Origin of the sequence: Nocardia vulneris (genome assembly GCF_001613425.1) — a bacterium.
Lineage (GTDB): Bacteria > Actinomycetota > Actinomycetes > Mycobacteriales > Mycobacteriaceae > Nocardia > Nocardia vulneris.
The window spans coordinates 360948-374786 of the sequence record NZ_BDCI01000007.1; the positions used below are offsets into that span (position 1 = coordinate 360948).

At 70.3% G+C, this 13839-nt stretch carries 8 protein-coding genes; 5 read left to right on the top strand and 3 right to left on the bottom strand.

All coding sequences use genetic code 11. The features are described 5' to 3' along the window. The first annotated feature begins 116 nt into the window (after positions 1 to 116). The gene (locus tag NVU01S_RS10950; RefSeq protein WP_043676980.1) at positions 117 to 1658 is read left to right on the top strand and encodes a glycoside hydrolase family 183 protein; all 1542 of its coding nucleotides are present in this window, start codon (positions 117 to 119) and stop codon (positions 1656 to 1658) included. 6 nt (positions 1659 to 1664) lie between these two features. Here the strand turns inward: NVU01S_RS10950 and NVU01S_RS10955 are convergent, their stop codons facing one another. Then, on the bottom strand, positions 1665 to 2369 hold the full coding sequence (locus tag NVU01S_RS10955) for a 5-oxoprolinase subunit B family protein (RefSeq protein ID WP_052281025.1): 705 nt from the start codon (positions 2367 to 2369) through the stop codon (positions 1665 to 1667). A gap of 4 nt (positions 2370 to 2373) precedes the next feature. Beyond that, positions 2374 to 3129, bottom strand: coding sequence for a LamB/YcsF family protein (locus NVU01S_RS10960; protein WP_156161783.1), 756 nt, complete (start codon positions 3127 to 3129; stop codon positions 2374 to 2376). Between the two features lie 204 nt (positions 3130 to 3333). Between NVU01S_RS10960 and NVU01S_RS10965 the strand changes: the two genes are divergently transcribed. Further along, positions 3334 to 4149 (top strand): hypothetical protein, encoded by an 816-nt coding sequence (locus NVU01S_RS10965; RefSeq protein WP_043676975.1) that lies wholly within the window; start codon positions 3334 to 3336, stop codon positions 4147 to 4149. Here the strand turns inward: NVU01S_RS10965 and NVU01S_RS10970 are convergent, their stop codons facing one another. Continuing rightward, positions 4150 to 5610, bottom strand: coding sequence for a CCA tRNA nucleotidyltransferase (locus NVU01S_RS10970; RefSeq protein ID WP_043676972.1), 1461 nt, complete (start codon positions 5608 to 5610; stop codon positions 4150 to 4152). Positions 5611 to 5751: 141 nt separating this feature from the next. Here NVU01S_RS10970 and NVU01S_RS10975 point away from each other — a divergent pair, with 141 nt between their 5' ends. The 3 genes from NVU01S_RS10975 (at position 5752) to NVU01S_RS10985 (ending at position 13827) form a co-directional block, all read left to right on the top strand. Continuing rightward, positions 5752 to 6288, top strand: coding sequence for an NUDIX hydrolase (locus NVU01S_RS10975; protein WP_081594261.1), 537 nt, complete (start codon positions 5752 to 5754; stop codon positions 6286 to 6288). Further along, entirely contained in the window at positions 6285 to 8972 is a 2688-nt protein-coding gene (locus NVU01S_RS10980) for a hypothetical protein (RefSeq protein ID WP_043676971.1), read from the top strand. The genes NVU01S_RS10975 and NVU01S_RS10980 overlap by 4 nt, the downstream gene beginning before the upstream one ends. 958 nt (positions 8973 to 9930) lie before the next feature. Then, a complete protein-coding gene (locus tag NVU01S_RS10985) occupies positions 9931 to 13827 on the top strand; it encodes a lipid II flippase MurJ (RefSeq protein ID WP_422395039.1) in 3897 nt (1298 codons plus the stop codon). Positions 13828 to 13839: the final 12 nt, after the last annotated feature.

A 13839-nucleotide genomic window follows, 5' to 3' on the forward strand; every position in this document is an offset into this window, starting at 1 on the left:
GCGACATGGCTTTTCCGGCGATGATCTTCGCTGCGGTGCAGCACCTACTATTCGGTGGGTGGGGCACCATGTTGTACCCGCTCACCGAGATCTCCGACTAGCTCGCGCCCGACGCGATGCGTCGGCTCGGCCGCAAAACCCCTTGTGTACCGGCACTGTTCGGTGTGCTGCTCAGCGGCGTGCTGACCGTACCCGCGCAGGCGGGGCCGCTGCCGTGGGCACCGTCGCCGGTGAACAGTTGTGGCGAAGTGGGATTCGATCCGCGCCTGCGCGACCCTGATCCCGCGCTACCTCCGCCACCGCCCGTCACCCTGCCCGAGCAGATCGATATCCCGATCCCGGTGCCGCAGTTCGTGCCGGTGCCGGTACCCGGTCCACCGCAGCGCGACGTCCGGATCGATCCGCCCCCGCTCGCGCCGGATCCGTGCCACACGCCCTGCCCGGATGTCCGTGACATCGCCGCGGAACCGGCGCCCGCCGCGCCGCCGCAGCGACCGGCATCCGGCGCGCCGATCACGGTGCCGCGCATCGTGATCCGGCCGGAGATCGAGCCGATTCCGGTCCCGGTACCCGAGGGCCCGGCGCCGGAACCGATACCCGCACCCCCACCACCGGTGACGTATCCGGCGGAACCGGGCCCGCTCGCGCCCCGGGTGGCCGAGCCACGCGTGGTCACGGTAGAGCTGGCCGGCCAGGTCACCGGTCACGGCTCGCCGAATCGCACCGACGTGCGCTGGCAGGTGGACGGGACCGACCTCGGCGTGCTGTGGGAAACCGCGCCCGGCGAGGTCGCCGTGGCGTTCGGCGACACCTTCGGCAAGGGCTGGGTGACCGGCGGCGCGGGCCGCGAGGATCAGGACTGGCGCAGCAACGTGCTCGCCTACAGCACCGACCGCGACCTGTCCGACGGGCTTTCGCTGGACCGCATGGTGCAGGACAGCAGGTGTCACGCCGCCGAGATCCTGAGCAGCCGCAAGATCAAGAACTGGGAGACCACGACCATCCCGACCTCCGGCTTCGCGCTGGGCGAGCGGCAGTACCTCAGCTACATGTCGGTGAATCGGTGGAGCCGGATCCCCGGCCTGTGGCGCAACAACTACGGCGGGCTGGCCTACTCCGACGACCACGGCCGCACCTGGACCAAGGATCCGCACGCGAAGTGGGACAACGTCTTCGGCGCCGGCCGCTTCCAGGTCGCGGCGATGGTGCCGCACGGCGACCACGTCTATATGTTCGGCACGCCCAACGGACGCCTCGGGGTGATCGGCTTGGCCCGGGTGCCGAAACAGGACGTGCTCAACACCTCGGCCTATCAGTACTGGGTGCACGGCAACTGGGAATCGGCGGCCGAGAACCAGGCCACTCCGCTGGTCGCCGGGCTGGCCGGCGAAGTGTCCGTCCGGTACGACCCGGGCACCGAGCAGTGGCAGATGGTGTACCTCGACCCCGCCCGCGGGGCGATCGTGCTGCGCAATGCCGCACAGCCGCAAGGACAGTGGACCGAGGCGGTGTCGCTGCTGTCCACCGCCGACTACCCGACGTCCTACGGCGGGTTCCTGCATCCGTGGTCGACCGGCCGGGATCTGTACTTCACCCTCTCGGCCTGGCAGACCTACAACGTGTATTTGATGCACGCGCAACTGGATTCGCCGCGCTGAGGTGCGTCAGCCGTCGACGTCGACGAATCGGACGCGATCGCCCACCCGGATCAGCGCGGGCGGTTCGCGGTCCAGATCCCACATCCGCAACTCCGTCGTGCCGATCAACTGCCAGCCGCCGGGTGTGCTGCGCGGATACACCGCCGAATAGCCACCGGCCAGCGCGACGGCACCCGCGGGGATGGTGGTGCGGGCCCGCGCCCGGCGGGGCACGTTCAGTCGCGCGTCGTCCGATGCCAAATAGCCGAAGCCCGGGGCGAATCCGATGAACGCGCACTGCCAGATCGTGCCGGTGTGTGCCGCGACGACCTCTGCCTCGGTCAGGCGCAGCAACCGCGCGACCTCGGCGAGGTCGGCGCCGTCGTAGCGCACCGGAACGACGAGCGGTTCGTCGGGAGAATCGTTGTGCGCCAGTGTTCCACGGGAAACATCACCCGAATCCCGGCCTGGCCCAGGCTGTTGCAGCGCACCCAGCAGCGAGCCGAGCGCATGGCGCACGGTATCGGCGTGCGCCGGTGAAAGCAGCGTCACCAGCACGGTTTCCGCCGCGGGCAGCACGTCCTGCACACCCGCGAGGGGGTTGCGGCGCAGTGCCTCGACGAGGTCGACCACTTCGGTGCGCTGCGACAGCAGCACCAGCAGTGCTTGATCCCCCGCCGCGCGGATGCGCGGCTCCGTAGCCACCGGGCCGGTTGCCGACGTGCCGTTCATCCGCTCAGCCGAACGGCGCGACCGGCACGCCGGCCTCGTCGAAGGCGGCCCGGATACGCCGGGCCATCTCCACCGCCGCCGGGGTATCGCCGTGCACACAGAGGCTGGCCGCCTGCACCGGTACCGTGCCGGAGCCGTCGACGATATTCGCCGCGCCCGAGACCGCGATCGACATCGCTTGGGCGACAGCCGCATCCGCGTCGAGCACCGCACCGGGCAGGCCGCGTGGCGCGAGCGTGCCCGCGGGCGTGTAGGCCCGGTCGGCGAAACCCTCACCGACGAAACGCACCTCGGCCGCGACCGCCGCCTTCTCCAACTGGGAACCGGCCGGGCCGAGCAAGGCGAGCTCGCCGTCGTATTCGGCGAGCGCGGCCAGCACCGCCGCGGCCGACGCCTGGTCGCGTCCGGCCGAATGATAGAGCGCACCATGCGGTTTCACGTAGCGCACGCGAGCACCGGCGGCCTTGGCGAACGCGTCGAGACTGCCGATCTGATACAGCACCTCGTCGCGCAGCTCGGCCGGGTTCATCGTGATCTCCCGGCGGCCGAAACCGGCCAGGTCGCGATAGCCGACATGGGCACCGATCCGGACCCCCTTCGCGACGGCCAGCTCGCAGGTCCGGCGCATGATCGAGGGGTCGCCGGCGTGAAAGCCGCAGGCGATGTTGGCGCTGGTGACGATGTCGAGCATCGCCGCGTCGTCACCCATCGGCCACGGGCCGAAACCCTCGCCGAGGTCACTGTTCAGATCCAGCGGCACCTTCGGGCCTGCCTTTCTTTACTGCTTCCATTGCCTCACCCTCATTGTCCTCGTCCGCCTGCCGCCTCGGGATCGGCGGTCCGGCCCCTCGGAAAGCCGCAGGTAGACGCCACGGCGCGGGGTAAATAGGCGACGTCGGGCGGGGCGAGCTGGGTCACAGCGCGATGGTCGGGGCCGGTGCGGGCAAGTACGCTCGGAGCAATCATGGCCACGTATTTCGATCCGAAGTCCTGGTCGCCGTTGCGAGCCGTCGATCTCGGCAAGCGCCTGTTCGATCAATCCTGGCTGGAGCAGTGGGTCTCGGTCACCACCGCCTGGGTGGATCCGGTCGTCGACCTCGGTGCGGGCACCGTCACGGCGTTGCTGCCCGATGTCCTGATGACGATGCTCAGCGAGGGGATCCTCAGCCGGTTCGGCGGGCAGGAGGTGAACGCCACCCTGCTCGGGCACGACCTGCACGCCACGCTCCAGGTGCTGAAGGTCCGGCGGCGCGGCGCGCACTTCCAGACCAAGACGGTGCTGTCCCGGCTGCGCTGGGACGACCACCCGATCGAGGCGGTGACCGTGATCGCGCACGAGGTACGGCTGATCCCCGGCGTGCCGACGAAGGTCCGCGCCGGGCGGATGGACCTCGAGGGCACCGTCACCACCGCGGCACTGGTCGGCTGGCTGAACACCCAGCCGCTGGACTGGGTGCTGGAGATCGAGGACACCGGGCTGGTCCGCGCGAAGCACCGCACCCGCAAACTGACGGCCGTGGTCGACGCCGCGGTGCTCGACAACCGGGTGACCATAGACCTGCACCGGGTCAGCTGGTTCGGCCTGCGGATGCCGCGCCGGATGGTCGCCGCGCCCGCGCTGCTGCTCGAACAGCTGCCGAATCAGGCGCGCATCGCACACGCCACCAGGGACGGCGACCTCGTCCGGTTCCGGGTGGAACTGCCCGAGATAACCGGCTCGTTCGACCTGGCGCAGATGCGGTCCGCGATCGTCGCCGGGACCACGCTGATCGTGTTCTGATCAGCCCTGCGCCCGCCACCACTGCTGCAGGGCGGCCTCGGCCTCGTCCCTGGTCATCGGACCGCGATCGAGCCGCAGCTCCTTGAGGAACCGCCACGCCTTACCCACCTCGGGCCCCGGCGGCAGGCCGAGCAACTCCATGATCGCGTTGCCGTCCAGATCGGGCCGGACCTTGGCCAGGTCCTCCTGCTCCTGCAGCCGCGCGATCCGCGCCTCCAGCTCGTCGTAGGTGGCGCGCAGCGCGGCGGCCCGGCGCTTGTTGCGCGTCGTGCAGTCGGCCCGGACCAGTTTGTGCAGGCGGGGCAGCAGCTCATCGGCGTCGGTGACGTAGCGGCGCACCGCCGAATCGGTCCACTGCCCCTTGCCGTACCCGTGAAACCGCAAGTGCAGGAACACGAGCCGGGCCACGTCCTCGGTGAACTGCTTCGGATACTTCAGTGCCCGCATCCGTTTGCGCACCATCTTCGCGCCGACCACCTCGTGATGGTGGAAGCTGACGCCGCCGCCCGGCTCGTTGCGTTTGGTGTCCGGCTTGCCGATGTCGTGCAGCAGCGCGGCCCAGCGCAGCACCAGATCCGGATCGCCCTCCTCGAGGTCGATCGCCTGCTGCAGGACGGTCAGCGAATGCCAGTAGACGTCCTTGTGCTGGTGATGCTCATCGATCTCCAGTTTCATCGCGGGCACCTCGGGCAGCACCCGCTGCGCCAGGCCGGTCTCGCACATGATGTTGATGCCGTCGATCGGATGCGCGCCGCCGATCAGCTTGTCCAGCTCGACCCGGACCCGCTCGGCGGTGATCCGATCGATCTGCTCGGCCATCTCGGTGATCGCCGCCCGCACCCGCGGATGCAGTTCGAAACCGAGCTGCGCGACGAACCGCGCCGCGCGCAGCATCCGCAGCGGATCGTCGTTGAACGAATCCTGCGGTGCGGCAGGGGTATCCAGCAGGCCCGCGAGCAGCGCGTCCATCCCGTGCAGCGGGTCGACGAAGTCGAGCGTGCCGTCGGCGCCGATGCGCACCGCCATCGCGTTCACCGTGAAATCCCGGCGCACCAGATCGTCTTCGAGCGAATCGCCGAAGGTCACTTCGGGATTGCGGGACACCCGGTCGTAATTGTCGGAGCGGAACGTCGTGATCTCCAGCTGCTGGCCGGATTTCGACCCGCTCACCGTCCCGAACGCCAGACCCCCGGTATCCCACAGGTGATCGGCCCAGCCGCGCAGCAGCTCCTGCACCTGTTCGGGGCGCGCGTCGGTGGTGAAATCCAGGTCGGTGCCCAGCCGGCCGAGCACCGCGTCGCGGACGCTGCCGCCCACCAGATACAGCTCGTACCCGCGAGCCGCGAACATCGCGCCGAGCGGCGTCAGCACATCGGACAGCCTGCCCAGCGTCACCGCCGCGGCAGCCAGCAATCGGGTACGTCTATCCAGCTCTGCGTCCTCGGACTTGGGCGAAACCACGAATCGGCAGCTTACTGTGCTGCCCGCGCCGCGCCTGCGGCCCTGCGTGTCGGCGGCACCCAGTGGTGGCGATCTCGGGTGAACCGCGCTCGCGGCGCCGCGGCCGACAACACCGCAAACCCAACACAGTAGGATTGCTTGGTGTCTCCGGCCGATCGCGCGAACAGTCGACGCCGCCAGCCTCGGCGCCGCGGTTCGGCCGCCAATGCGGCGAAACCGCGCATGCGCACGGTGCGGGAAACCTCCGCGGGCGGGCTGGTCGTCGACGGTTTGGACGGTCCGCGCGAACAACGCAGCGCGGCACTGATCGGCCGGACCGACCGGCGCGGGCGGTTGCTGTGGTCGCTGCCGAAGGGACATATCGAGGAGGGGGAGACCTCCGAGCAAACCGCGATCCGTGAGGTGGCCGAGGAGACCGGGATCAACGGTGTGGTGGTGGCCGAACTCGGCAGCATCGATTACTGGTTCGTCACCGAAGGCCGCCGGGTACACAAGACGGTGCATCATTATCTCTTGCGTTCCACCGGCGGCGAACTGTCCGACGCCGACGTGGAGGTCACTCAGGTGGCGTGGGTCCCATTGAGCGAGTTGAATTCTCGACTGGCCTACGCGGACGAAAGACGTCTGGCCGAGGTGGCGAACAAGCTGATCGACCGGATGGAGACCGGCAAGCGATGACCCAGACTTTTCGGCGTCGCGCAGCGATTCCGTTGGGGATCTTCGTCGCGCTCCTGACCATCCTCGGGTCGGGGACGACGCTGCCGCTGCTGGCGCCGCCCACGGCGCAGGCCCAGCCCACCGGTTCCGGAACGGTGTCCGGGCCGAAATTCCTGAAACTGTCGGTGGATTCGGTGAGCCCCACCGCGGTGACCACGACGAGCGACCCGGTGGTGACGGTGTCGGGCCGGGTCACCAATATCGGCGACCGCGCGGTCAAGGACATCAGCGTCCGCATCCAGCGGGCGGCCGCGATCACCGAGCCGGGCAATCTGCGCGCCGCGCTGCGCCTCGATCAGGTCAACTACGAGGTGAACGGCCCGTTCGAGGACGTCGCCCCGCAGCTCGCGCCCGGCCAGTACAAGCAGTTCTCGGTGAGCATCGCGCTGCGGCCGGGTAGCGGCACGAGCAGCTCGCTCGATATCAGCAAACCCGGTGTGTATCCGTTGCTGTTGAACGTCAACGGCGAACCGGCCTTCGGCAAACCCGCCCGCCTCGACGACGCCCGGTTCCTGCTGCCGGTGCTCGGCCTGCCGCCCGGGTCGAAGAGCGCCGACGCGGCGGAGGCGGTGTCCGCGCCGACCGACGCGCCGGTCGCGACGACGCTGCTGTGGCCGCTGGCCGACCGGCCGCGCATGGTCGCGGGCATCGCCGGCTCGGTGGACGGGAAGGTCGAGCTCACCGACGACGAACTGGCCGCCTCGCTCGGCAAGGACGGCCGGCTCGATCAGCTGCTCGGCGCGCTGGAGAGCGTGTTCGACCTGACCCCGGGTCGCGATCGCACGCTGCTGTCTTCGGTCTGCCTCGCGGTGGATCCCGATCTGCTGCTCACGGTGGACGCGATGACCAAGGGCTATCGGGTGCTGGCCAGTCCGTCCGATCCCGACGGTGCGACCAGGGCGGGTGCGGGCGCCGCGCAGGCGCAGACGTGGCTGGACCGGCTGCGTGCGCTCGCCGGCTCGATGTGCACGGTCGCGCTGCCGTTCGCGCAGGTCGACCTGTCCGCGCTGGCCGCGGTGAACGACCCGGACCTCTCGGCCCGGGCGATGAACGCCCCCGCCGAACTCGTCGATTCGATCCTCGGCGTCAAATCGGTGCGCGGGGTGAGCCTGCCGGATTCGGGCAGCATCGACGCGAACGCGGGAATGCTGCTGCGCAGCCACGGTTTCGGCACGGCGGTGCTCGCCGACACCGCCGTCGCGCCGGAGGGCACCGCGGGCACCTCCGAGGTTTCGCAGCAGACGGCTACGCGCGGCGATACCAAGACGCAGACCACGACGACCCAGGTGCCCGACACCGGCGCCCCGGAAGTGGTGCGCCTGCCCGCGATCACCGCGCCGGTGCCGCCCGCGCCCGCCGCACCCGAACCCACCGCCTCGGCCACGTCGCACGGTCAGTCACCGAGCAGCGCGGGGGCGTCCAGTACCGCGGCCACACCGAGCGGCACCTCGGTGCCGAACAGCGGCGCCGCACCGAACGGCGCGCAACCCACCCTGCCCGCGAGCGATGCCGCGCTGCACGCCGCGACCTTCGATATCTGGTCCGCGACGGCGCTGGCCGCGGTCGGCTCGTCCAACCCGCCGACCCCGTCGTTCACGCCCGCCTCGGTGCGCTACGAGGTCAGCAACGATTCGCGCGCCGCCCGGCTGCAGGACGCGCTGGGCGCCATCTCCTGGTCGGCGCTGAATCCGCAGCCGGACCAACCGCGTTCGATGCTGCTCGTCCCGCCGCAGCAGTGGGGCGCGAACCGCGAAGAGGGCAAGGCACTGCTGCGCCAGCTCGAGCTGCTGCTGCGGGCGAACCTGGCGACCCCGCGGCCGTTCCAGGAGCTGGTCACGCAGCCGACCGACCCGAAACCCTATGAGCTGGACTACCTGGCCCAGGCCGAGCAGGACGCGGTGCCCGGCCGGTTCCTCGATCCGGTGCGCGATCAGGGCAGGCGGATCAGCGAATTGATGCGGGCGATCGTCGATGTGCCCGAGATCAAACCGAGCCCGTCGGAGTTCCTCACGCCGCTGCGCGATGACCTGATCCGGGTGCTGAGCTCCTCGGACCGGCGCACCGGCGACGCCACCCAGGCGGACACCTTCGCCCAGCGCCGCATCGACCAGAGCACCCGGACGATGGACAAGCTCTATCGCTCGGTGACCGTGCTCCCGCCGGGCGGGGTGTACACGCTCGCGTCCGAGCAGAGTCCGTTGCTGCTGGTCGCGCGCAACGATCTGCCGGTCTCGATCCGGATCAAGTTCCGCATCGAGGCGCCTCGCGAGACGAAGATCACCGACCTCGGCGAGCAACAGCTGCCCCCGCGCGGGACACGCTCGTTCCAAATCCCGACCGAGGTGAGCGACAGCCGTAACCTGGTGATTCCGATCTCCCTTACCACACCCGACGGAATCCCGCTGGGCGATGCCACACAGGTCTCGGTGCGTTCGAACGCCTATGGTCAGGCCCTGGCAATAATTACGGCATGCGCCGCCCTGCTGCTGTTCCTGCTGATCGTGCGCCGCTTGTGGCGGCGGTTCCGCGGTCAGCCCGACGTCGCCGACGAGGGGCTCGATCCGCCGCTGCGCCGGCGGGTCATCCGCTACGGGCGCGCCAAGCAACGGGCCATACAACAGCAGGAGCATCAGGAGGCACAGTGAAGGACGGTCATCTAGCGTCCTCCGCTGTCGCCCGATCCCCCCATCGCCTGCTGTGCGCCGGCACCAGCCCCGGCTACCGGATTTGGACGTCCGGCAAACCACAGTGGCAGAGTGGAGGACAATCGCTGGAGGCTCGCAGCAGCGCAGGGGTGGTGCGAGTGATGGGCAGTACCAGGAGGAACGGTGAGCGAGTCGGTATTTCTGCCGTTCACCGACCGGATCGGCCCGAGCAGTCCCGCCGGGGCACGGACGCGGCGCGTAACGATCCCGCAGCACTGCTCGTCGGCGCCGATCGGGTGCGGCTGTCCCGCGGAAAACAGGAGGCATGATGAGCGACGATGATCCATCGGCGCATCGGCCTCGATCCGATCGGCGCGACGGGCCACCGGCCCGTCGGGCGCCGGTTGCGCCGTGGGAACGGCTCCCGCCGCAGGCGGAGGCGGAGGAGCCGGACATGAACCCCGGCCCCTACGACGCCCCCGCGCCGCGGGTGCCGCAGGTCAGTCGTCCGTCGGCACCGCCACAGCGGATACCGCCGGGACAGCGCGTGCCGCCCGGACCCGCACAACGTCCGCCGGGCCCGCCCCAGCGGCCCGCGCCCGCACCGCATCCCGGTCAGCGGCAGTATCCGGCGCAGCAGCCACCGCCCGCGCCACCGCAGCAACCGCGCCCGGCACCGAGCCAGCGGCCGGGACCGCCGCCCGGTCAGTCCGGCGGGATGCCGGCGGCACCCCGGCCCGCGCCCGGCGCGGTGCGCCCCAACCAGTCCGGCGCACCGCGCCCCAGCCAGTCAGACGCACCGCGCCCCAGCCAGTCCGGCGCGATGCCGGCCGCACCACGACCGGGTCAATCCGGCGCGATCCCCGCAAGTGCGCCGCGATCCGGGCCGATGCCGGCGGCACCCGCGCGGCCGGCGCCCGGCGCGCCGCCCGCACCACGTCCTGGACAGCCCGACCCGATTCCCGGTGGCGCACCCCAGTCCGGTCGCGTGCCGCCGCCGCGGTACGCCCCACCGCAGGCACGGCCCGAGCCGTATCCGCCGCCGCGTCGCCGCCCACCCGCGGCCCGCGACGCGCAGCCGGTCGACGTGGCCAAACGCCCGCGCACGCAGGAGTGGCCCGCCGCCACCGCGACCAAAGAACCCGAGCAGAGCGCCAATTCGCGGCTGCTCAAGGACTCCGGCTCGATCGCGATCGCCACGCTGATCAGCCGGCTCACCGGTTTCGGCAAGCAGCTGCTGCTCGCCACCGTGCTCGGCCCCGCCATCGCCAGCGCGTTCACCTCGGCCAACCTGATCCCGAACATGATCACCGAGCTGGTGCTCGGCGCCGTGCTCACCGCGATGGTGGTGCCGACGCTGGTCCGCGCCGAGAAAGAGGACGCCGACGGCGGCGCTGCGTTCGTGCGCAGGCTCGTCACCGCGGCGTTCGTGGTGCTCGCCTTCGCCACGCTGCTGGCCACCGCGACCGCACCCATCCTGGCGACCCATGTCTTCGTCGCGGCCGACGGCAAGGTCAACACCGCGCTGACCACCGCGCTGACCTTCCTGCTGCTGCCCGCGATCCTGTTCTACGGCATGTCCGCGCTGTTCACGGCGATCCTGAACACCAGACAGGTGTTCCGGCCCGGTGCCTGGGCGCCGGTGCTGAACAACGTGGTGGTGCTGCTGGTCCTCGGTCTCTACGCGCTGACGCCGGGGGAGATCACCCTCGATCCGGTGCGGATGAGCGATCCGAAACTGCTCGTGCTCGGCATCGGTATCACGCTCGGCGTGGTGACCCAGGCGCTGACCCTGGTCCCGGCGATCCGCCGGGAGGGTATCGACCTGCGCCCGCTGTGGGGTGTCGATACCCGGCTCAAGCAGTTCGGCATGATGGGCCTGGCCATCATCCTGTACGTGCTGATCAGCCAGCTGGGCTTGATCTTCGCCAACCACGTCGCCTCCGGCGCCGACGAGGCCGGCCCGGCCATCTACTCCTACGCGTGGCTGCTGCTCCAGCTGCCCTACGGCGTCCTCGGCGTCACCGTGCTCACCGCGATCATGCCGCGCCTGAGCCGCAACGCGGCCGACGGCGACACCCCCGCGGTGGTCGACGACCTTTCCGTCGCCACCCGATTGACGATGATCGCGCTCTTCCCGGTGGTCACGTTCATGACGATCGCCGGGCCCGAGCTCGGCCAGGCACTGTTCGGCTACGCCCGCTTCGCCGGTGACGCGCAGCGACTCGGCCATGCGGTCAGCTGGTCGGCCTTCGCGCTGATCCCGTACGCGCTGGTGCTGATTCATCTGCGGGTGTTCTACGCCAGGGAACAGGCGTGGACGCCGACCTGGATCATCCTCGGCATCACCACGGTGAAGACCATCCTCTCGGCGCTGGCCCCGGTGATCGCCAGCGACAGCGATTCGGTCGTGATCGTGCTCGGTGTCGCGAACGGGCTCGGCTTCACCGCGGGCGCCGTGATCGGCGGCTACCTGCTGCATCGCAGCCTCGGCGACCTCCGGATGGCCAATGTCGGGCGCACCGTCACCCGGGTGGTGCTCTCCTCGCTGGCCGGCGGCGCCGTGATGTGGATCGTGGACCGGGTGCTCGGGCTCGAACGACTGACCGATTCGTTCGGCGGTCCCGGCTCGCTGATCCGGGTCGCGATCACCGCCGTCGTCATGTTCACCGTGGCGTTCGGGCTGATGCGCCTCGCGGGTGTGCCGGAGGTCGTCGGCATCACCGTCGCGATCTCGCGCCGCCTCGGCTGGACGCCGCCCGCACCGGATCTCGATCTCGACGGACCGGTCGACGATCCGTACCCGACCCAGATTCTGCGCAGGCCGGACCCGTATCCGGCCTACCCCGCCTTCGATCCGTACATGGACGCTCAGACCATGGTCCTACCGGTGATCAGAGCCGATGCCGTTGACATCACCGGCATGGGCGAGTTCCCGTACCCTGTTCGGCAGAGAAGCACAAGTGGCGAAATCGCCGGAACCTCGACATACCAGGGCGAAGGAGGACCGAGGGTGAGCGACGACGCGGTGGGCGGCGTCCCAGCCGCTGATTCTTCTGCGACCACGGCAGGCGGGCTTTCGACCGACGCTCCGCCACCCGGTGGCGAGCCGTCGGATCCCGCGTACGCGAACCGCGAGCTCGGTGCCGGTCCACCGGCGGACGAGGCGGGTCCGCAGGAGCAGCAGGCAGGTCCACCGGATCAGCACGAGCGCCAGCACCAGCTGCCGCCACGCGACCCGATGTACGACACCGGGATGATCCCGATCGGCGCGCCGGAGATGCCGCCGCTCGGTGGCGACACCCCGGGCGGCCGCCGGACCCCGCGCGGTCCCAAGCTGATTCCCGGCGCGTCGGTGGCCGGCGGCCGCTACCGGCTGCTCGCCGGACACGGCGGCGCCCGCGGCCTCAAGTTCTGGCAGGCGCTCGACATCAAACTCGACCGTGAGGTCGCGCTGACCTTCGTCGACGCCGACCAGAAGGCGGCGGACAACTCCGGTCACGACGGCCCGCAGGCGATCCTGTCCCGCACGCTGCGCCTCGGCCGGATCAACTCACCGGGCCTGGCCCGCGTGCTCGACGTGGTGCGCGGCAGCTCGGGCGGCATCGTGGTGGCCGAGTGGACTCCGGGGCGCTCGCTGCGCGAGATGGCCGAGACGGTGCCTTCGCCGATCGGTGCCGCGCGGGCCATCCGCGCGCTCGCCTCGGCCGCCGAGCTGGCGCACCGTGGCGGCGGTTCGCTGTCCATCGATCATCCGGACCGGGTGCGGATCAGCGCGTCCGGCGACGCGGTGCTGGCCTTCCCCGGCACGCTGTCCGACTCCGACGCACAATCGGACGTGCGCGGCCTCGGCGCCATGCTCTACGCCCTGATCACCGCCCGCTGGCCGATCCGCTCCGGCGGCGTCACCGGTACCGCCGCGACCGTCGGAGGGTTGCGGCTCGCCGACTTCGGCCCGGACGGCACACCGGTGGAACCGCGCCAGATAAGACCCGAGGTGCCGTTCGAGATCTCGGCGGTCGCGGTGCGCTCGCTCGAGTCGAACAAGGGTGTACGCACCGCCGCGACCGTGCAGCACGTGCTCGAGCAGGCCTCGGTGGTCGATCAGAAGACCGATTTCATCCCGGTGCTGCGCCTGGGGCAGCGCGCCACGCCGCCGGCCCCCGACGAATCGCTGGCCGATCCGGAACTGCTCGCGGCGGAGCGGGAACGCTCCCAGCGGATGATGTGGATCATGGTCGGCCTGGGCATCCTGGCCGCCCTCGTGGTCGGCATCGTGATCTGGTGGATGGTCAGCGTGTTCGCGCCCGGCGCCTCGGACGCGCCGCTGAACGAGCAGCGCAATATCGGCCTCACCACGAACAACGCCCCCGCACCGACACCTGCCGCGGCCGGGCCCACGGCCGGCAGCGGGGGCGTGCAGGTTCCGGTGACCGGGGTGACGGTGTTCTCCCCGGAGGGCACCCCCGACGGCGTCGGCAACGTCAACGCGGTACTGGATCAGAATCCGGCCACCATGTGGCGCACCGATCAGTACTTCCAGCAGTTCCCCGCGCTCAAGAAGGGTGTGGGGCTGCTCGCGACGCTGCCGAGCGCGGCCAAGCTGACCAACGTCACGATCAATTCGCCGAGCCCGGGCACCGCGGTGGAGATCCGCACCTCGCCGACCGATTCGCCGACACTGGACCAGACCCAGCTGATCGGCTCGGGCAAGCTCGTCGAGGGGCTCACCGATATCCCGGTCCGCACCGACCAGGCGGCCCGCTACGTGCTCATCTGGATCACCGGACTCGGCAACTCCGGTGGTCAGTTCCAGACCTCCATCGCCGATATTCGTTTGGATGCCACGCCTTAAGAGTTACTGATC

What these genes read in the sequence shown, in the direction of transcription:
- NVU01S_RS10980 (WP_043676971.1), top strand. Translation starts at nt 6,285, where the DNA reads ATGACCCAGACTTTTCGGCGTCGCGCAGCGATTCCGTTGGGGATCTTC.
- NVU01S_RS10950 (WP_043676980.1), top strand. Translation starts at nt 117, where the DNA reads ATGCGTCGGCTCGGCCGCAAAACCCCTTGTGTACCGGCACTGTTCGGT.
- NVU01S_RS10955 (WP_052281025.1), bottom strand. Translation starts at nt 2,369, where the DNA reads ATGAACGGCACGTCGGCAACCGGCCCGGTGGCTACGGAGCCGCGCATC.
- NVU01S_RS10965 (WP_043676975.1), top strand. Translation starts at nt 3,334, where the DNA reads ATGGCCACGTATTTCGATCCGAAGTCCTGGTCGCCGTTGCGAGCCGTC.